Here is a 20,231-nt window from a genome sequence, read left to right as displayed (position 1 = left end):
TGACCTGCTCCCCATTTCTTGGCCACCCGAAACTGGAATTTCCGGGGGTTAGGGCTCAGGGTGCGGCTGACACTACTGGGCCGGAAACGAGTGATATCGGGGGTTTATTGCCGATGGCACTATGGGGTCGGACTTCGTTGTAGTCCTTACGCCAAGACTCCATCTTTTCGCGGGCGTCGTCAAGGCTCATGAACCAGTGCGCGTTTAAACACTCCGCCCGGAACTTGCCGTTGAAGGACTCGATAAAGGCGTTGTCGGTTGGCTTCCCGGGTCGCGAGAAGTCGAGTGTGACGCCCTTCTGGTACGCCCATAGGTCAAGGTCGCGAGAGATAAATTCCGAGCCTTGATCAACCCGGATGGCCCTTGGGTAGCCGACGCGCTTACAGACCTTTTCCAGGGTCTGCACGACATCTTCGCCGCGGTAAGTGTAGCGAGGGTCGATCGCCGGCGAAAAGCGGGAGAACGTGTCCACGACGGTCAATATGCGCAATTTGCGGCCGGTGTAGAGCTGATCATGGACAAAGTCCATGGCCCAGGTCTCGTTATGACTTGTGGCGTCACAGCGATCTTCTCGAAGTTTGGCCTTCACCCTACGCTTGGGTGGTTTCTTCCTGAGTTGAAGGCCCAATTCGTTGTAAAGTCTATAGATTCGTTTCGGATTGACGACCCAGCCTTCACGAACGAGGAGCACGTGTATGCGCCTGTAGCCGTACCGTACTCGGGTTTGGGCAATCTCTGTGATCCGCTGTTTTAGGGCGGCCTGATCACCTGTGCGTGGCTTGTAGAGGTACAATGGGCGATCGATCCGAAGGGCACGGCAGGCGCGTCGGACTGACACCTGCCAGGTGGCAATCACCCGGTCTACAAGCTCGCGCCTGGCGGCAGGCCTCAGCGCTTTTTTGCCAGAACATCCTGCAGCATGGCCTTATCCAGCGACAGGTCCGCGACAATGCGTTTCAGCTTGGCATTCTCTTCTTCCAATTGTCGCATGCGCCGCATCTCTGATGGCATCAATCCGGCGTACTTTTTACGCCAGTTGTAGAAGGTTGCATCCGAAATGCCAGCCTTACGGCAGACCTCCGCAACCGCCACGCCGTCATCTGCTTGCTTTAAAATAAATGCGATCTGTGACTCAGTGAACTTTGATTTCTTCATGAAATTCTCCTCATCCCGCAAGCGGGATCTTAAATGGAAAATTCCAGTTTTAAATGGCCTCGATTTTCGGGGAGCAGGTCACTTATTCAGGTGAAATTTAAGTCGTTCGTGGACTGCGCGGAGGCGATTGACTGGATAAGCAAGCTTTCGAAGCTTCGCGCCAATTTTGCGTTCTTCGCGCTTTATGAACATGGATTTGTAATTCACGAGACGTCGGAGGTCGTCTCTTTTTTCTCCCAGTAATATTCCAAGCTCTTTCTGCGTCGGCCTTTGCGCCAACGGAGACAAGGCGAGTTCGTAGCGCTCATACCTAGACTGCTGTTTTAATTTCATTTGGAGCAAGCGCTTGCAATAATTTTAGTACGCTACCCGCGACAATAAGTTTTCCTTTGTTTTGAACGGGTTCGTTATCTAATTCTTCCGCAAAGAATAGAAGCTGCGACATCCTGATATTAAGCTTTGCACTGTACTTTTCCAAGATATCCATTGAGACTGCTTTTGCTCCTCGTTCAATTTCCGAGATCATAGACTGGGAAATTTCCAACTCGTCAGCAATACCCTTTTGGGACAGTCCCCAGTAAAGCCTGACCAGGCGTAAAGCATCATTGATCATCGGGCGTTTTAAGGTGGACATGGTCAACTCTCTGAAAAAAAATCGAGGTCGCCGTCTACTTCCAGTCAATAAACCAGAAACGTACTACATAGTAGATACCTTGGCCGAATAGGACCAGACCTTTGAAGATCCATTCCTGAATCAGCTGACGATTCCGCCGCTGGCGATGACGTTTTTTACTCATTATCTATCTCCTTGAACACGCCAGCAGAATTGCCAGCGCCCGTAAGCACAAGGAGACTGTTCAGCGACGTTGACCTCGACATTGCCGCCCCCAACCCCGGCGGGGGCGGCAATACCGCAGGGACCCGCGTGGTGGAGATGTAATCGGGGCCTTTAAGCCCCACAGGGCTCTAGGCCCCAAGCATGTACGGTTCAGAATGAGCAGTCATCAGCATGGTCAATATAGGTAAGGTTAAGTCATGAGTCAAATTAAATATCACTTTTAGTGATATTTAATTATTCCTTATTTATTTCTTTTGTTACAATGGCTTAGCAATTGTCATCTGGACAGTAGCCTGTAATGCATGAAACTCATGAGAGACCAACCTATTCATTTATGCTATCTGCGGCCGCTCTTCTCTCAAAACTTGACCCGTCCGTCAGCGGGGCCTATAGACGCGCCGTCTTCCAAAGCATCTTAGAAAGCGCCCCTATGGCCCCGAATAAACCGCCGTCGAAACCCTCGGGCGGCAAGCCCTCGTTTCAGCGCAAGCTCGTCAAGCGCCCGCCTTCCAAGGGCATGGCCGCGAAGATCGCCGCCAAGCAGGCCCCGATCAAACACCCCGAACCAACCATAGACACTTCGGACGATGGTGATATCGGCATGAATGCGCGGATCGCCGCCATGGGGCTGATCGATGCGGCCCTGACCAAGCGTTCCGGCTTCGATGAGGCGGTGACCCGTTCAGAATTCCTGGCGCTCAGCGATGGCGAACGCGCCTTTGCCCGCGCCATGGCGCTGCTGGTGCTGCGCCGTCTGGGCCAGCTCGATCACATCATCGAAAAACGCACCCAGAAGACGCCATCGGCCGCCGTTTGTGACCTGCTGCGCATCGGCCTGGTGCAGATCGGCTTCATGAACGTGCCCGATTTCGCCGCCGTCTCGACCACGGTGAAACTGGCCGAGCGCGCCTCGCACACCCGTCCGTTCAAGGGCCTGATCAATGCCATCCTGCGCGGTGTCATCCGTGAAGGTGGCCTGCTGGCGCCGATCGCTTCGCGTCTGGCGCCCGACTGGCTCTATGCCCGCTGGAAGGGCGCCTATGGCGAGGATAACGCCAATGGCATCGCCTATATGCTGACCGAGGAACCGGCGACCGATCTCAGCTTCAAATCCCAGGCCGATCTTGAGGCCCACAAGGATGCGCTGGAAGGCGTCGATCTCGGCGGCCTGACTTTACGCTCCGCCCTGCGTGGCGATGTGCGCGAATGGTCGGGCTATAATGACGGCGTCTGGTGGGTGCAGGATGCCGCCGCCGCCGCCGTGGTCAATGTGCTGGGTGATATCACCGGCAAGACCGCCATCGATCTTTGCGCCGCGCCCGGCGGCAAGACCATGCAGCTGGCGGCGCGCGGCGCCACGGTCACCGCGCTCGACCGCTCGAAGAACCGCCTGAAGCGGGTCGAGGAAAATCTCGAACGCACGAAGCTTTCCGCCGATATCCAGATGGCTGACGCCGAAAACTACGAAGACAGCCGCCAGTTCGATGTGGTGCTGCTCGATGCACCCTGTTCGGCCACCGGTACCTTCCGCCGCCAGCCGGACGTGCTGTGGGCCACGCGCCCGGCCGATATCGCCAAGCTGGCCGATGTCCAGCACCGCCTGCTCGATTCCGCCGCGGGCCGCGTGAAGGTCGGTGGTGATCTGGTCTATTCGACCTGCTCACTTGAACGTGAAGAGGGCGAAACGCAAGTTCTGGCCTTCCTGCGCCGCCACACCGATTTCAGCCTGGTCAAGCTTTCGCCTGAAAACGCTGCTGATATGGGCATACCGGCCGAATCGATCCGCCCGGAAGGCTGGGCGCGTCTGCTGCCGCACCAGCGTCCCGGCGGCCAGGACGGCTTTTTCATCGCCCGGTTAACCCGTCAAGGCAGTTGACCTGCTATAGGCAATCCCCTTAAGCAAAACGATCAAATCCGCGAGTACCCGATCATGACGACCCCGCTCATTTGCCCCTCCATCCTGGCCTCCGACTTCTCCAAGCTGGGCGAAGAGGTCCGCGCCATCACCGAGGCCGGCGCCGACTGGGTGCATATCGATGTCATGGACGGTCACTTCGTGCCGAACATCACCATCGGGCCTGACGTGGTGAAGGCCCTGCGCCCACATTCGGCCTTGCCGTTCGATTGCCACCTGATGATCTCGCCGGTCGACAGCTTCCTCGAAGCCTTTCGCAATGCCGGCGCCGACTATATCAGCCTGCATCCGGAAGCCGGCCCGCACCTGCACCGCTCGCTGAAATATATCCGCCAGCTCGGCGCCAAGCCGGGCGTGGTGCTCAACCCGGCCACGCCGGTCGAGATTCTCGACTGGGTGATGGACGATATCGACCTGGTGTTGGTGATGAGCGTCAATCCGGGCTTCGGCGGCCAGAGCTTTATCGACAGCCAGCTTCGCAAGATTGAAGTGATCCGCAAGAAGCTGGATGCGGTCGGCCACCACGCCATCCTTCAGGTCGATGGCGGCGTGAACGCGCAAAATGCCCACAAGTGCGTGGAGGCGGGCGCCACGGCCATGGTCGCCGGCACCGCCGTCTTCAAGGGCGGGCCTGACGCCTACGCCGCCAATATCAAGCAGCTCAAGGGCCTCTGATGAAGGCGTATGAGTCGACGCCCCTGGCCGATGTGCTGACCGCCGCCACGCCGTGGCAAAAGGTGGTTGGTGCCTGGTTGCGCAAACAGGCGGGGGCCGAACTCTTCGGGATGCCGGGCTATCGCCTGACCTTGAAAGGCCGGGTGCCGGATGGCTTCCTGGCGACGCCGCATGATGGCCGGCCGGCCAATGCCCTGCTGGGCAAGGCCATCCTTTCCGGCCGCTATACCCTGGCCAACGGGCGCATGAGCGTGCAGGGGTCGGGCGATCCGTGGAACCGCGCCTCGCCGACCCGTGCCTTCGCCATCGAACTGCACCGTTTTTCGTGGCTGCCGCACCTGATGACCCAGGGCGACGAGGGCGCGAAGGAGGCCGTGCGGCTTTTTCTGCTGTGGCAGAAGACCTTCCGCAACTGGACGCCCTTTACCTGGGGCGAGGAAGTGCTGGCGCGCCGGCTGATCAACCTGTCGATCTTTGCCCGCCGCCTCTCCGCCGTGGCGCAGCCGTGGGAAGCGCACGCCCTGGCGGAATCCATCGCCGAACAAGGGCGGCATCTGCTGCGCCTGCATAATAATGCCGCTTATCAGGCCAGCCGTGCCGTGGCGCTGGTGGCGATTGGCTGCGTGCTTTCTGGGAATGTGGGGGACAGTTTCCGGCGCAAGGGGCTGAAGCGTCTGCCGAAGGCCCTGCGCCGCTGTACGCAGAGCGACGGTTCGCACATGTCGCGCAGCCCGGAACAGGGGCTGGAACTGCTCTATGACCTGCTGCTGCTGGTCGATGCCTTGAGCCAGCGCAGTCAGGCGGTGCCGGATTATATCGAGGAGCATATCGAGCGCCTGTCGCGCTTCGTGCGCACGCTCAGCCATCCGGACGGCAGTCTGGTCTCCTTTCAGGGGGCTGAATCGCTGCCCGAAGACCAGATACTGCCGGCCCTGCTGCATACCGATGCCAAGGCGGGCAACCTGCCGAATGCGCTGGAGCAGGCGCGGTATCACTGTCTGCTTGGCCGTTCCTTAAGCGTCTTTGTCGATGCCGGCGAAGCAAAAGGCGGGGATTTCGGTTTCGCCGCCTGCGATTATCCGATGGCGTTCGAGGTTTCGGGCGGGCGTGACAAGCTGATCGTTTCGCCCGGCTGGTCACCGCTGCAATCGGACAGCCAGGCGTTTCGCGTGGTCGGCGCCGCCAATACCCTGACCCTGGGTGATGAACTGATCCTCAAGCCGGTGGCCGACCGGTTCGGCGAGCTGCTGCACTTCACGCTTCAGGGCCTGCGCTACAAGGTACGCAGCCGACGCGTGGAGGCCGAGGAGTCCGGCACGCTTCTGGAACTGGAGCATGAAGGCTGGCGGCCGCGCTTCGGCCTGAAGCATGAGCGCCGGCTCTATGTCGATGCCCAGCGCGATGAACTGCGCGGCGAAGAACGCCTGACGCCAATGGCCACCGGCAAGAAGTTGCAGAACATGCCGGCCTCTGTGCCCTATGCGGTGCGCTTCCTGCTGCATCCGGAGGTTCAGGCGTCGCTGGCGCGGGACCGAAAGAGCATCCTGCTGCGCGGACCGGGCGGGCGCGGCTGGTGGCTGCGCCACGACGCGGCCGATGTGGCGCTTGGCGAGGGCACGGTGTTTGAAAAGGGCGCGCCGCGCAAGACGACCCTGATCGTGCTGAGTGGTACAGCGCGGCTGGATACGCCGACTCGCCTGCGCTGGAAGCTGTCGCCGGCGGAATCCTGACACTGGTCAGGTCTTTACGGGAAGGCCATGCCCTCCTGACTGCATCCTTATATCGAAAACTGGATACTCCTGCGTAAATTCGCACCCTGAAAGGTGCGCGTAACCAAAGGAGTATGCACATGACCCGTATCCTGAAAACCGCCACTGCCGCTGTCGTGAGCCTCGGCCTGATCGCCGGTTCGGCCGCCATTCCGAATGTCGCCGATGCCTATCCGACCTATCGCTGCAAGTACGAGCAAAAACGCGCCGGCAATAAAGGCGCCGTGATCGGCGCCATCGCCGGCGGCCTGCTGGGCAGCCAGATTTCCAAGAACGAGCGTGGCCTCGGTGCCGTGGGTGGCGCGGTGGTCGGCGGCTATACCGGCAGCAAGATCGCCAAGAACAATGCCAAAAGGAAGTGCATTGATCAGGTGGCCTACCGCACGCGCACGGTCTATGAGACCGATAAGTACGGTCATCGCCACAAGGTGGTTTACCGCTATATCCGCGAATAATTATTTTGCGGTCTAATTTGAAAAAGGCCCTGCCGGATGCGGCGGGGCCTTTTTCTGTAAGGCTGACAGGGCTGTCCAAGCCCTTCAAAAATAAATGCTTTCCTGAACGAGCATGAACGAACGGATCAAATCCCGTTCAGGTTCGGGGGCTTATAACTGTCCTCATGAACGGCACATCCGATCAACGGAAAAGCCAAAGACACGAAGGACTGAAGTTATGAGCAAGATCATCAAAAATACCATGACCGCCGTTGTCACCTCCGGCCTGATCATCGGTTCCACCGCCGCCGTTATGGCCCCGGCCACGGCTTCGGCCCGCACCACCTATCAGTGCGAGGTTACCAAGTCGAACAACGCCAAGACCGGCGCCATCCTGGGCGCGATTGCCGGCGGTTTGCTGGGCAGCCAGGTCGCCAAGAATGAAAAGGGCCTGGGCGCCGTTGGTGGTGCGGTTGTCGGCGGCCTGCTGGGCAACAAGCTGGGCCGCGACCAGGGCAAGGACACCTGCAACAAGGCCGAAGCCGCCATGGAGCGCCAGCGCTGGGAAGACCGCCAGTACGGCTACCGCAGCGAGCCGGTCCGCTACAACAGCTACAAGCATTACCGCAATGATGGTCGCTACGGGTCTCGCTACTAACCGCTCCCATAAGTCGCTGGAGACTTGCGATCATCAGCGAAGCCCCCGCCGTGCTCACCCACGGCGGGGGTTTTGTTATATCCGGTCGCATCCGGTTACGGCTTGTTATCGGCCCGACCTAGTCAAATGTGACGGCTTCGTGTACATGCGGGGCAAATTTTCTCCCCAAATATACGGATAGCCCATGCCCGCCGCTCCCGATTTTCCACCTAGCCCCGATCTGGTCACCCCGAAACGCGCCCTGATCTCGCTGTCCGACAAGACCGGCCTGATCGAAACCGCCCAGGCGCTGGTTGCAGCGGGCGTCGAACTGCTGTCGACCGGCGGCACCAAGGCCGCCCTGCAAAAGGCCAATATCGCGGTCAAGGACGTAGCGGATATCACCGGCTTCCCGGAAATGATGGATGGCCGCGTCAAGACCCTGCACCCGAAGGTTCACGGCGCCCTGCTGGCCTATCGTGACGCCCCCGAACACGCTCAGGCGCTGAAGGATCACGATATCCAGCCGATCGATATCGTCTGGATCGACCTCTATCCGTTCGAGAAGACTATCGCCGCCGGCGGCACCTTTGAAGCGGCCATCGAAAATGTCGATATCGGCGGCCCGGCCATGATCCGTTCGTCGGCCAAGAACCATCCCTATGTCAGCGTCTGTGTTGACAAATCGTGCATTGACGCCGTGATCGAGGCGATACAAACGACCGGTCAAACCTCGCTGGCGCTGCGTAAAAAGCTGGCCGCCAAGGCGTTCGCGCGCACCGCTGCCTATGACAGTGCCGTCTCGACCTGGTTCGCCTCGCAACTGGGCGACGACTATCCGTTCCGCAAGACGATCGCCGGCGAGCGCCTGCAAACCATGCGCTATGGCGAAAACCCGCACCAGTCCGCCGCCTTCTACAAGACCGGTGAAGACCGTCCGGGTGTCGCCACGGCCAGGCAGTTGCAAGGCAAGGAACTGAGCTACAATAATGTCGCTGATACCGACGCCGCCATCGAACTGGTGGCCGAATTCGACAGGCCGGCCTGCGTCATCGTCAAGCACGCCAATCCGTGCGGCGTGGCCACCGGTGACGACCTGATCTCCGCTTACAAGCGCGCGCTGGAATGCGATCCGGTGTCGGCCTTTGGCGGCATCGTGGCGCTGAACCGCAAACTGGACAAGGCGACCGCCGAAAAGATCGTCGAGATCTTCACTGAAGTCGTGGTGGCGCCGGAAGTCGATGAAGACGCCGTCGCCGTCTTCGCCGCCAAGAAGAACCTGCGCCTGCTCGTCACCGGCACCCTGCCGGACCCGCTGGCCGGCGGTCAGGTCTTCCGTTCGGTGGCCGGCGGTATGCTGGTCCAGAGCCGCGACACGGCGCGTATCACGGCGGCCGATCTCAAGGTGGTTACCAAGCGCCAGCCGACCGCGACCGAGATCGAGGACATGCTGTTCGCCTTCACCGTGGCCAAGCACGTCAAGTCCAACGCCATTGTCTATGCCAAGGATGGCCGCACCGCCGGCATCGGCGCCGGCCAGATGAACCGCCGCGATTCCGCCCGTATCGCCCGCCTGCGCGCTCAGGAAGCCGCGGAAGGGTTGGGCCTGACCGACAGCCTGGCCACCGGTTCGGCCTGTGCTTCGGAAGCCTTCTTCCCGTTCCCCGATGGCCTGCTGGAAGCCGCGGCTGCCGGCGCTACGGCCATCATCCAGCCGGGTGGCTCGATCGGCGACCAGGCGGTAATTGATGCCGCCGATGCGGCGGGCTTAGCCATGGTGTTCACGGGCGTGCGGGTTTTCAGACACTAAACCGTGTGGCCAGCAGCTATTTAAGTGATCCACAGATTACACAGATATCCGTGGATCGCCCACGCTACCGCTATCAGGGTTTGGTGTGACCGCAATTCCTGGCGCTTTGCGCCTGCGGAAAGGATTTTGCCTCCGGCGATAGCGGTAGCGTGAGATTGCCATGAATATCTGTGTAATCTGTGGATAAACAAAAGCCCCGGACCGGAGTCCGGGGTTTCGTCGTTTCAGTTATTTCGCAGATTAGGCCGGTACCTTGATTTCGCCGGTGAAGTGGCCATTGAAGACGATATCCGACAACGGCTGGCGCGTCGAAGGCGCTTCACGGGTTTGCAGGAAATCCGGCAGGCTCGACGCATCGCCCTGATAGCCGATGGCGACGGCGGCCTCCAGCTTGAGGTTCTCCGGGAACTGGAGCACGACCGGCACCTTGTCATATTCGATGCCGGCCATGCCGTGGGCCACCAGGCCGAGGCTGTGGGCTTGCAAGGATAGCGACATGAAGGCAGAACCGGCATCAAAGCTGTTGGTGAGGTTCTGGCGCTGGCCGTCGAACGAGGTAACCGAAGCGATGAAGATCAATGCGCCGGCGTCCTTGGCCCAGCCTTCATTGAACGGCACGAGCAGGGAGAGCAGGGTGTCGAATTCCGGCGTACCGCGCAGGCCATAGAAAAAACGCCACGGCTGGAGGTTGGAGGCCGACGGCGCCCAGCGCGCGGCTTCCAGAATGGTCAAAACCTGTTCTTCGGTCAGGGGTTGCTGCGTGAAGGCGCGCGGCGACCAGCGTTCAAGGAAATGCTTGTCGATGGGGTATTCAGACGTGCGCGGTGTGGTCATGGTCGGTCTCACTTTGGTGAAATAACTGGCTTTTGCTGGCAAATTCTGATTCACCTCTCGGTAGGCAGGCCAGCTATCAGTAACTATATGAGTTTCAGTTACAGTATTTCAAGGGGTAAAGTGATTGCTCGATACGCTTCAGCACAGATTTTCGCTTCTCGACCCCTTTATCACCGCCTATGGACCGCCTGATAAAATGCCGCGCCCGGCTGTCCTGCTGTTCCATGCCTGTAACGGGGTGCGCGACCATATCCATGCCTATGCGAAACAGGTGGTCGGTCTTGGTTTTCGCGCCTATGTCGTCGATTCCTTCACACCGCGCGGCTGGGATGAAAACGCCGCCATGAGCCTGGTCTGTACCGGTCTGGCGCTGCATGGCTACGAGCGTTCCGGGGATGTGCTGGCGGCGCTCTGGGGCTTAGGGCAGCGACCGGAAGTCGATGCCCAGAATATCATCCTGGCCGGCTGGAGCCATGGCGGCTGGGCGATCATGGACCTGATGACGGAAAAGCTGACCCGTGACGGGGAAGCGCGCCTGAAAAACCCGACGCCGGAGCCGATGAGGGGCGTCAAGGGCGTGTTCCTGGTCTACCCTTACGTCAATTTCCCGGCGCGTTCGAATATGCATAGCTGGCAATATGCGCCGAAAACCCTGGCGGTGCTGGCGCGGCAGGATTTCCTGACCAGCCACAGCCACGGCGATCATATCTTCAACCATCTGAAGGCCGAGGGGCTGCCGGTCGAACGGCTCGACCTCGACTGCACGCACTGTTTCGACGAGGACAGCGCCCTGCATTTCGGCCCGCTGATGGCCTATGACCGCAAGAGCCATGAAAAAACCATGGCGGCATTCGAGGGTTTCGTGAAGGAAATTTTTGGCTAGGGGGACACATGGATACCATGGCGCAGCGCTATGCGTTGCTGGAACCGGATATCACCGTCTATGGCCCGCAGGATGACAATGTGCGGCCCGCGGTGGTGCTGTTTCATGGCTGCGGCGGAATGCGCCCGCATGTTCATCTGTATGCGCAAGCCGTGGCCCTGACAGGGGTTCGCGCCTATGTCGTCGATAGTTTCAAGCCACGCGGCTGGGACCGTAATTTTGCCGTGTCACTAATCTGCACTGGCGCGGTATTACAGGGGTATGAACGCGCCGGTGACGCACTGTCTGTGCTTCATGGCCTTAAGCAGAGCGGCCGGGTCGATATGGACAAGGTTATTTTGGCTGGGTTCAGCCATGGCGGCTGGTCGATCATGGACCTGATGACCTCACCGCTCAACAAGCCGGGCAATGTGAAGATCACCGATCCTGATCCGCGGCTGGTAGACCGGTTGCGCGGGCTCTATCTCGTTTATCCCTATATCAATTTTCCGGCACGTTCGAACACATCGAAATGGCGGCATATCCCAAAGACTTTCGTGGTCCTGGCCAATAGGGATCACCTGACGCCAATCAGGCATTCGCAGAAGGTTTTCGGCAGGCTGAAAGCCCAGGGGGTGGATGTGACCACGTTGGTACTCGATGCCAGCCATGCCTTCGATGAGGAGGATAATAAGGGCCTGATCATGCAGTACGATCCGGCCGTCATGCAGGCCTCGCTGGAGGGGCTGCTGAGTTTCGTGGCAGAGCGGTTTGAGCTTGCTTAAAACTTATGGGGCGTGGGGTCCGTGACCCCACAAAACCTTTCTTCAATTCAATAAACACCCCCGCCCTTGGGCGAGGGTTTTTTATTGAACTAAGGGAAGACTTGGGGCCGCAGGCCCCAAACCCCATAAGCTTTACGCGGCGTCCTTCACCCGGATCATGCCCAGGAAGGCGTCAACCTCCTCCGACATCGCCTTGACCTGTTCGCCCAGACTGTCCGCGCCCTGCAGCACCATAGCCGAGTTCTCCGTGGTGATCTGCGAAGCGCGCGACACCTGGAGCAGGTCGGCATTGATCGTATCCGCGCCGCTGGCCACCTGTGCCACGTTGTTCGCAATATCGGCCGTGGCCGCCGTCTGTTGGGTCACGCCAGCGGCGATAGAGGTGGTCACGCCATTAATGCGTTCGATCGTATGGCTGATCGAGCGGATGGCATCGACCGTCTCTTCGGTAACCACCTGCATGGACGAGATATGTTCGCGGATTTCATTAGTGGCGCGCGAGGTCTGGGCCGACAGGTTTTTCACCTCGCCCGCAACCACGGCAAAGCCGGCCCCGGCGGCCCCGGCGCGCGCCGCCTCGATGGTGGCATTGAGCGCCAGCAGATTGGTCTGGGCGGCGATGTCCTGGATCAGGGCGACCACCTCGCCGATCTTGGCGGCGGCCTGGGACAGGTTATCAACCGTCTGCGTGGTCTTATGCGCCTGTTCGGTCGCCGCCTGGGTCATCAGGGTTGTTTCCTCGACCTGGCGGCTGATTTCGTTGATCGAGGCGGAGAGCTCTTCGGTGGCCGAAGCGACCGTCTGCATATTGCTGGAGGATTGCGAGGTGGCGCTGGCCATGGAGGCGGAGCGCTGGTCGGCGTCCCGTGCCGCCTGATCCAGGCTGTTGGCGGCCATGTTGAGATCGGTTGAGGTCTGGCCGACACGCGCCGCCACGGCCTTGATCTGACGCTCGAAGGCTTCGGCGCTTTTTAATACCTGAAGGGCGTTTTCATTATCGCGTTCCAGCTTGGCGCGCGCCGCTTCTTGCTCGATTTCCAGGCGCTTGACCGCAGCGATATTGTCCTTGAAGGCGGAAACGGCATGAGCGATTTCGCCCACCTCGTCGCGGCGCTGTTCGTAGGGCACGCTTGTCACCTCCTGGCCACTGACCAGCTTGTGCAACAGGTTGGCCAGGGCTTTCAGCGGCGAAGAGATATGACGGACGACGAGGAAGTTGACCGTGCCGCCAATCAGCAGGGCCAGCAGGCCGATTGTGGTGCCGATCGCCAGCACCTGGCCGGACAATTTGTCGAATTCATCATCGGCCGCCACGGCTTCCTTGCGCGCCTGGGAGGCCAGTTTGGACAGGGGCGCCACCATTTCGGTGCAGGCGTCATCGACCTCGCCATCCAGGGCACGGATCTCCGACGTCATTTCCGTGTTGGCGTCGAGTGCCGGCAGCATCTTCTGCTCAAATACACCGATATAGGCCGTGTATTTGGCCCTGGCATCATCCAGCAGGGCAATATCGGCCGGATCGGTCAATTGCCCGCGCAGATCGGCAAACAGGCGCTCGGTCTTAGCCTTGGCGGGCTGCCAGTCTGTGCGCGTCTGATCCAGCTCGTGATTGATTTCGCCATCGGCGATGATCTGGTAAAGCGCAGCCCCCTGACTGGCCAGGGTTTCAGAAGCCGAGGCGATGCGCACCAGCCCCATGCCGTTATCCTGAAGCTTACGCAGGTGCTCCAGGCTGCCCCAGGCGCCTATAATGAAGGCCCCCATGGCGACAACGAAAACGAGAGACGCGGCGAACAGCTTGTGGCCGATGGACAGCTTCATAATGCACCTGAATCAAAAACGCGATTTCATTCAGGGGTAACGCAGTTATGGTTAAGGAATTGCTAGCCGTTTTCCGCGCTGAAAATGATTATTTCACCGGCGGCCGTGACGGTGATTAACCGGTTACCGGACCAGACCGGCGATGCTTCGAAGGCGCCCAGGGATTTCACATTTTCAACGCCTGGTGCCGGCGGAAAGCCTTGCGGGAACAATATTTCCGAACGCAGCTTACCGACGGCATCGATCAGCCCAAGCGTATCCGCTTTCGCGTCTTCGGTCTTGTAATGCCAGAGGATTTTGCCGGTATGTTTATCGAAAGCATACAAATCGCCGGTCATGGTGCCGGCGAAGGCATAGTCGCCCGCGATCACCGGCGAGGTATAGGTCCAGACCCTGGTGTCCGTGCGGTACTTTTCCTTACCGGTCTTTTTATCGAGCGCCACGAAGACGGTGGTGTCGGAGGTCGGGAAATAGAGGGTGTCGGCATCGACCGCGGCTGTCGCCAATACCCAGCTTTTCTCTGCGTCCCAGGCCCAGCGCAGCTTGCCATTGGTCACATCGAAAGCACGCATATAGCCGTCACGCGACCCGATATAGACCGTGTCGCCGTCAATCGTCGCCGCCGCGCTGAAGCCTTGCAGAATGCCGGTCTCTGCATCCTTGACGCCCTGGAAATCCCACAGCTTCGCGCCGGTTTGGGCATCGAGCGCATAAAATCTGGTGCCCCAGGTACCGATGAACAGGCGGCCCTGGCTCAGGGCCGGTGCAGCATGGATACTGTCATCGGCCTCGAAGGCCCACAGTTTCGCGCCGGTTGCGGAGTCGAGCGCGTAGACATGATGATCGCTGCTGCCGAAATAGACCCGGCCAGCCTCAACCAGCGGCGAGGACAGCCAGAAATCCCACGGATCAGGCGTAATGCCTTCGGTTTTCGGCATTCCATAGCCGCCGGGCACGCCGAAGCGCGCTTCGCCGCCGGTTTTGAAGCGCCACAGGGCCTTGCCAGTCGCCGCATCGAGCGCGGTCAGACAACCGTCGCGGCTCAAGGCGTAGAGCCGGCCATCGGCAACGGCAGGTGTCGAGCCGATCCCGCCTTCGGCATGATAGAGCCAGACCTGTTTATGTGTCGTCAGGTCAAAGGCGTAGAGATTGCCGTTTTCGGCGGCGATATAGAGGAGATTGCCAACAACGACCGGTGAGGCGCTGATCTCGGCGGGGATGCGGTGGCGCCAGACCGGTTTCAGGCTGGCGATATCTGTCGGCGCGGTCAATGCAAGGCCGGAATGCCGGGCGTCACCCATGAACATCGGCCAATTCTGTGGCGACTTGGCTTGTGGCGATGTGTCCTGTGCGAACACAGGCATGGCAATAACGGCGGCGATCAGCGCGCCGGCAACCAGCGGATATTTCATGAAGTCCCTCCCGTATGGCTAAGGCATACTTGCGGAAGGACGCAAGGTCAACTTAGGCGGTAACGGCGACCTTATGCCGTGACGGCGAATTGGCCGTTCTTGCGGAAGCGCCACAGATAGGTCGGCACGATCGATTCGACCGCCGTGGCCGCAATGCCGAGATCCTTCAGGCCCTTGGCGTTCTTGGCAACGACATTGTCATTGGCCAGCAGCAGCACCTGGTCGGTGGTCAGGATCGGGGCGGGAAGGACCGGTATCATGCCCTTGAGACCTGCCTGGACATCGCCCACCAGACCGATCAGGCGCGCGACGGACACAGGCATCCACACCAGCGGGCGCGGGCTCTGCACCTCGGCGGCGGTATACTTGATCAGATCCTTGAAAGCAAAGACTTCGGGGCCGCCCAACTCATAGGTCTTGCCATAGGCATCGCTGTTGCCGAGCGTGCGAGCGACCGCTTCTGCGACATCGCCGACATAGACCGGCTGGAACTTGTTGTTGGCGCCGCCGATCGCCGGCATGACCGGGAACATCTTGATCTGGCCGGCCAGGGAGGTGAAGAAACCGTCCTGCGGGCCGAAGATGATGGAGGGGCGCAGGATGACCGCCGAGGGGAGGGCCTTTTTCACGGCCAGTTCGGCCTTACCCTTGGTCGAGGCATATTTCGAGGCGGCGTCCGGATTGGCGCCGATGGCCGACACCTGGACAAAATTCTGAATGCCTTTGGATTTGCAGATATCGGCCATCCAGGTAGACGCCTGGCGATGCACGGCATCGAAGCTGATGCCGGCGGTCTGGTACAGGATACCAACCAGATTGACACAGGCCGAGGCGTTTTCGAGAGCGTTTTCTATATCCTTTTCGCGGCGCACATCGCAGCGCACCACCTGGATCTGGCCGACGTCGCCGAGCGGCTTCAGGTCATAGGCGAAGGTTGGCTTGCGCACGGCCACGCGCACGCGCCAGCCCTGTTTCGCCAGGGCGCGCACCACCTGCTTGCCGAGAAAGCCCGAACCACCGAAAACCGTGACCATATTCGTCATGATCTTATCCTTGAAATACTGATCAGCCGGCGGGAGACTCGTCTGTTTCGCCCGCTTTGCCCTCTCGATAACGCAAGGCTTTTGCCGAGGCAATGTCTTTGCGGAAATATTGCGCGCTGCGGCAAAATCCGCGAATATGAACGTCGTTCATATATTGTATTGAACATCGTTCAAATCGTGATATGGTTGCCTCGGCAGCGCTTTTCGCCTGTCGTAATGGACACATCCCAAGGAAACCCTCAATGTCCGCGCCATCCACCCCGCAATACGTGCCTCCCCCAAATACACCGCCGCGCCAGATCATCAGCCGCAGCAAGGGCACCAAGCTTCTGATCGTCTGCATCCTCGCCGTCCTGATGTCCGTTCCGGCCGGCTGCGTTTTCCTGCTGCTGCTCGACCGCACCCACCGCGCCGAGGAGGTGACGCGCGAAATCGGCGGCCTGATGGGCGGTCCGCAAACCTTTCTGGGCCCCGTGATCGCCGTGCCTTACACCACCGCGCCAAAAACCGAGATCGACAGCCAGGGCAACAAGACCACAACCCCTTCCCAGACCGGCCAGTTGATCGTCTTCCCGGTGACGGGCAATGCGGTGGCCACCAGCAAGAGCGAGGTGCGCTCGCGGTCACTGTTCCGCGTGCCGGTTTATGCCACCGACCTGCATTTCACCGCTCGCTTCGACCTGTCCCAGGTGACGGGCCCGGCCAATGCCGCGCTTGACTGGAGCCGGGCGCAACTGATTGCCGGTGCCTCGGATTCGCGTGGTGCGCGCAAGGATATCGTGGCCGTGATCGACGGTCAGCCGCTAACGCTCGCCCCGGCGCCGGAAGGGGCGCAAAATATCAATACCGATGGCGGTAACGGCCAGCTTGATCTGTTTTCCAGCCCGCTGGCCTTGTCTGATATGACAAAGCCGCATGAGGTGACGCTCGACATGAGCTTTACCGGTGCGCAGAAACTGGGTGTGCTGGCCTATGCCAAGTCGTCCGAGGTAACGCTGTCCGGCGACTGGAATTCGCCCTCCTTCGGCGGCGGATTCCTGCCAGCGACACGCGCCTTCCACCATGACCAGCAAACCCCGCTGATGAAGGGTGAAGAGGATCTGAAAGCGGGCTTCAGGGCCACCTGGTCGGTGCCATTCATAGCCCGCGGCCTGCCGGCGGTGATCAATCTCGACAGCCTGTCATCACTGGGCAAATCGGAATTGTCGGTCTCATTCGTCGAGCAGACCAACCCTTATAAGAATGTCGGCCGATCGCTGAAATATGCCCTGCTGTTCGTCGGGCTGGTCTTCCTGACCTATTTCGTCTTTGAAAGCACCTCAAAGCGTGAACTGCACCCGGCGCAATATATCCTGATCGGCCTGGCGCAGATCACCTTCTATCTGCTGCTGCTTTCGCTTGCCGAGCGCATCGGTTTCGACCTGGCCTTCCTGGCGGCGGCCGGCGCCACGGTGGGCCTGATCTCGGTCTATGCCGGCATGGTGTTCAAAAGCCGGCTGCGCGGTTTCGCGGCGCTGGTGGTGTTTTCCCTGCTCTACGGCATGATCTATACGCTGATGCGCATGGAAGACTATGCGCTGCTGATCGGTGCCGTGGCGGCCTTCGTGGTCATCGCCACTGTCATGGTGTTGACGCGAAACATCAACTGGTATGGCCGTGAGCCTGAGGCCACCTAACGCGCGACCTCAGAAAAAATGGCTTTGACGCAGAGGCGCGGGCGGCTAGAACCCGCGCCTCCTTTGTTCGCGTTGGTGGTTCATGACTCTTTCCGAAGGGCTGAAGGCTTTTTATCCCCGCTCGATGCCGGTAAAGCACACCGAGCGTCTGCGCAGCGCCATTGGCGGCGGCATCGGTATCGCTTTTACAGCGCTGATCAGCCTGCTGATCGCCCGATACCTGCACCTGACGCCCTGGCTGGTGGCGCCGCTTGGTGCCAGCGCGGTGCTGGTCTTCGCCGTGCCATCCAGCCCGCTGGCCCAGCCGTGGTCGGTAGTGGGCGGCAATACGGTTTCGGCCATTGCCGGCCTTCTGGCCTGCAACCTGATCGCCGATCCGGTCATCGCCGCCAGCGTGGCCGTGGGCCTGGCCATCGGCGCCATGTTCACCCTGCGCTGCATCCATCCGCCCGGCGGTGCCATGGCCCTGCTGGTGGTTCTGACCCACACCCAGGCGCCCCTTTTCGCCCTGTTTCCGGCCTTTACCAATTCGGTCCTGCTGGTGGTTATGGGGCTGGCCTATAATTTCCTGACCGGCAAGAGCTATCCGCATGTCGCCATCCCCGCCACCTCGCCACGGTCGGGCCTGTTGCGTATCCGCGAGGAAGACCTGGCGGCGGCGCTGGCCGAGCATAACGAAGTCCTCGATATCGCGCCCGACGATCTGGCGCGCCTGCTGGAAATCAGCGAACTGCGGGCCTGGCGGCGCATGGCCGGCCGGCGGACCTGCGCCGACATCATGACCGCGCCGGTCATCAGCGTCCATTTCGGCACGCACCTGAAGGACGCCTGGCGGCTGATGGAAAGTCATGACATCAAGGCCCTGCCGGTGGTTGATCGCAAACGCCGCATTCACGGCCTGCTGACGCGCGACGATGTGTTGCATCAGGCGGCGCTGCTCGATGCGGAAAATCCGGAAAACGGCCTGCAGCGCCTGATCACGCGCTCTGGCCAATTGCATTCGGAAATTCCGGAGGTCGCCGGCCAGATCATGCGAGAGGACTATGTCAGCACCGGTACGGATACCCTGCTTGATGAAATGATGCCGCTGTTCCGCCAGGGCGACAAACGCCATGTGCTGGTGATTGATGAAGAGCGCCGGCTGGCGGGGATCATCAGCAGTTCGGACATGATGCGCGCCCTGTTCCACGCGGAGAACTAGCCCTTTTTGGCTGTTTCGCCGCGCAATTCGCGTTCCTGTTTGACGAAGCCTTGGGAAAGGCTGTGGTAGAGCGGTCGGGGACAGACAAGCTTGGAAACGCCATAGGCCAGAAGGCTGGTGGCCATCAGCGGGATGACCATGTCATGGTCATTGGTCATTTCCAGCACGATGACGAATGAGGTGAGCGGCGACTGAACGACACCGGAAAAATAGCCGACCATGCCGAGCAGGGCCATGGTGGCCACCGGCACCATGGGCACAAGCATCTGCAAGTCGGCGCCCAGGCCGGCCCCTGCCGCCAGTGACGGCGCGAAAATGCCGCCGGGAATGCCGCTGACGCACGATAATAACGTGCCCAGCACCTTGAGAACGCCGTAGCCATGCGAGATATGGCCGCCGCCGGTCAGAAGCGCCTTGGCCTCGGTGTAGCCGGTGCCGAAGATCGTGCCGCCGGTCGAGACGCCGATGATCGCCACCAGCAGGCCGCACAAGGCGGCGAACATGACAGGCCGCTTGGCAAGCGCGCCGTTGAATACGCTGCCAAGACGTTTGGTGCCGAACACCAGCGCCCGGCTGAAACCGCCGCCGATCAAGCCCCCGCCGATGCCGCAGACGAGCACCGCCACGGCGTCCTGCCAGCCCATGATGTGGGTGGTATTGCGACCGAAATAGGTATAGTCGCCCAAGAGGCCGAGCGAGGCGATACCGGCCAGCATGACGGTGAAGATCACCGTGCCGGAGGTGCGCTGCTCGAAGCTCTTGCCCAGTTCCTCGATGGCGAAGACGATCCCGGCCAGGGGGGTATTGAAGGCCGCCGCCACGCCCGCCGCGCCCCCGGCCAGCAGCAGCGCCGATTCATTGCCGATACGCCCAACCTTACCCGCCAGCCGCATGACCGAGGCCCCGATCTGCACGGTCGGGCCTTCGCGGCCGATCGAGGCGCCGCATAGAAGGCCGAAAAAGAGCAGAAGCGTCTTGCCGATAATGATGCGGATCGACACCAGGCGATCGAGCGCGTCAGGATGATGGCGGACAATCTCGGTGGCGGCGATCACCTGCGGGATGCCGGAGCCTTGTGTGCCGGTAAACCAGCGACGTGTGGCCCAGGCCGAGGCGGCGAAACCCAATGGAGTCAGGATCAGTGGAATCCACCAGTAAAACCCGCGCGCCATGCGAAATATATCCTGCGCCCGGTCACAGATGACGGCCACGAACACCGCCACGACGCCTACCAGCAGGCCGCCGCTCCAGAAGACGAGTTGCGAGCGCCAGTGGCGCAGGCTCATCCAGCGGGAGATAATGGGGCGCAGGCGGCGCAAGTCCTTGGCCATTTTGGGCTTTCAATCGATTTAAAGGGCGGTTTT

Annotated in this window: 17 protein-coding genes; 10 read left to right on the top strand and 7 right to left on the bottom strand. The window is 60.4% G+C overall.

The features are described from left to right. Nucleotides 1–55 precede the first annotated feature (55 nt). A protein-coding gene (locus BLO49_RS09105) for an IS3 family transposase (RefSeq protein ID WP_090647287.1) occupies nucleotides 56–1,155 on the bottom strand; the annotation gives its coding sequence in 2 pieces (ribosomal slippage) (nucleotides 56–903 and nucleotides 903–1,155; 1,101 coding nt in all). Nucleotides 1,156–1,465: 310 nt separating this feature from the next. Next, a complete protein-coding gene (locus BLO49_RS09095) occupies nucleotides 1,466–1,789 on the bottom strand; it encodes a helix-turn-helix domain-containing protein (RefSeq protein WP_090647284.1) in 324 nt (107 codons plus the stop codon). 634 nt (nucleotides 1,790–2,423) lie between these two features. Here BLO49_RS09095 and BLO49_RS09090 point away from each other — a divergent pair. From BLO49_RS09090 to purH, 6 genes are all read left to right on the top strand, one after another. Further along, nucleotides 2,424–3,869, top strand: a complete 1,446-nt coding sequence (locus BLO49_RS09090; RefSeq protein ID WP_090647282.1) for an RsmB/NOP family class I SAM-dependent RNA methyltransferase — start codon at nucleotides 2,424–2,426, stop codon at nucleotides 3,867–3,869. A 54-nt stretch (nucleotides 3,870–3,923) separates the two neighbouring features. Further along, on the top strand, nucleotides 3,924–4,583 hold the full coding sequence (gene rpe / locus BLO49_RS09085) for a ribulose-phosphate 3-epimerase (protein ID WP_090647280.1): 660 nt from the start codon (nucleotides 3,924–3,926) through the stop codon (nucleotides 4,581–4,583). Further along, a complete protein-coding gene (locus tag BLO49_RS09080; RefSeq protein ID WP_090647277.1) occupies nucleotides 4,583–6,313 on the top strand; it encodes a heparinase II/III family protein in 1,731 nt (576 codons plus the stop codon). Before rpe ends, BLO49_RS09080 begins: the two co-directional genes overlap by 1 nt. Before the next feature lie 119 nt (nucleotides 6,314–6,432). After that, nucleotides 6,433–6,807 carry a glycine zipper 2TM domain-containing protein gene (locus BLO49_RS09075; RefSeq protein ID WP_090647274.1) on the top strand — a complete coding sequence of 125 codons (375 nt, stop codon included), beginning with the start codon at nucleotides 6,433–6,435 and terminating at the stop codon, nucleotides 6,805–6,807. Between the two features lie 217 nt (nucleotides 6,808–7,024). Further along, nucleotides 7,025–7,444: a glycine zipper 2TM domain-containing protein gene (locus tag BLO49_RS09070; RefSeq protein WP_139159652.1), complete on the top strand. Its 420-nt coding sequence runs from the start codon at nucleotides 7,025–7,027 to the stop codon at nucleotides 7,442–7,444. 184 nt (nucleotides 7,445–7,628) lie between these two features. Further along, nucleotides 7,629–9,233, top strand: coding sequence for a bifunctional phosphoribosylaminoimidazolecarboxamide formyltransferase/IMP cyclohydrolase (gene purH, locus BLO49_RS09065; RefSeq protein WP_090647272.1), 1,605 nt, complete (start codon nucleotides 7,629–7,631; stop codon nucleotides 9,231–9,233). A 240-nt stretch (nucleotides 9,234–9,473) separates the two neighbouring features. On the opposite strand, the gene BLO49_RS09060 is transcribed toward purH, so the two are convergent. Further along, entirely contained in the window at nucleotides 9,474–10,067 is a 594-nt protein-coding gene (locus BLO49_RS09060; protein WP_090647269.1) for a nitroreductase family protein, read from the bottom strand. A gap of 124 nt (nucleotides 10,068–10,191) precedes the next feature. On the opposite strand from BLO49_RS09060, the gene BLO49_RS09055 reads away from it, so the two are divergent. Beyond that, entirely contained in the window at nucleotides 10,192–10,950 is a 759-nt protein-coding gene (locus tag BLO49_RS09055) for a dienelactone hydrolase family protein (RefSeq protein WP_090647266.1), read from the top strand. A gap of 8 nt (nucleotides 10,951–10,958) precedes the next feature. Beyond that, nucleotides 10,959–11,714: a dienelactone hydrolase family protein gene (locus BLO49_RS09050; RefSeq protein WP_090647264.1), complete on the top strand. Its 756-nt coding sequence runs from the start codon at nucleotides 10,959–10,961 to the stop codon at nucleotides 11,712–11,714. Between the two features lie 132 nt (nucleotides 11,715–11,846). Here the strand turns inward: BLO49_RS09050 and BLO49_RS09045 are convergent, their stop codons facing one another. The 3 genes from BLO49_RS09045 to BLO49_RS09035 form a co-directional block, all read right to left on the bottom strand. After that, nucleotides 11,847–13,535, bottom strand: a complete 1,689-nt coding sequence (locus BLO49_RS09045; protein WP_090647261.1) for a methyl-accepting chemotaxis protein — start codon at nucleotides 13,533–13,535, stop codon at nucleotides 11,847–11,849. Between the two features lie 62 nt (nucleotides 13,536–13,597). Then, on the bottom strand, nucleotides 13,598–14,947 hold the full coding sequence (locus BLO49_RS09040) for an outer membrane protein assembly factor BamB family protein (RefSeq protein ID WP_090647259.1): 1,350 nt from the start codon (nucleotides 14,945–14,947) through the stop codon (nucleotides 13,598–13,600). 71 nt (nucleotides 14,948–15,018) lie between these two features. After that, nucleotides 15,019–15,990, bottom strand: coding sequence for a complex I NDUFA9 subunit family protein (locus tag BLO49_RS09035; protein ID WP_090647256.1), 972 nt, complete (start codon nucleotides 15,988–15,990; stop codon nucleotides 15,019–15,021). Nucleotides 15,991–16,232: 242 nt separating this feature from the next. Between BLO49_RS09035 and creD the strand changes: the two genes are divergently transcribed. Beyond that, nucleotides 16,233–17,666, top strand: a complete 1,434-nt coding sequence (creD, locus tag BLO49_RS09030; RefSeq protein WP_245678954.1) for a cell envelope integrity protein CreD — start codon at nucleotides 16,233–16,235, stop codon at nucleotides 17,664–17,666. An 82-nt stretch (nucleotides 17,667–17,748) separates the two neighbouring features. Beyond that, a complete protein-coding gene (locus tag BLO49_RS09025) occupies nucleotides 17,749–18,867 on the top strand; it encodes an HPP family protein (RefSeq protein ID WP_090647250.1) in 1,119 nt (372 codons plus the stop codon). On the opposite strand, the gene BLO49_RS09020 is transcribed toward BLO49_RS09025, so the two are convergent. Beyond that, nucleotides 18,864–20,198: a chloride channel protein gene (locus BLO49_RS09020; protein ID WP_090647248.1), complete on the bottom strand. Its 1,335-nt coding sequence runs from the start codon at nucleotides 20,196–20,198 to the stop codon at nucleotides 18,864–18,866. The two genes, BLO49_RS09025 and BLO49_RS09020, sit on opposite strands and share 4 nt — an antisense overlap. Nucleotides 20,199–20,231 lie beyond the last annotated feature (33 nt).

The organism is Asticcacaulis taihuensis, assembly GCF_900100255.1.
Taxonomy (GTDB): Bacteria; Pseudomonadota; Alphaproteobacteria; order Caulobacterales; family Caulobacteraceae; genus Asticcacaulis; species Asticcacaulis taihuensis.
This window is presented reverse-complemented; position numbering and strand designations above follow the sequence as displayed.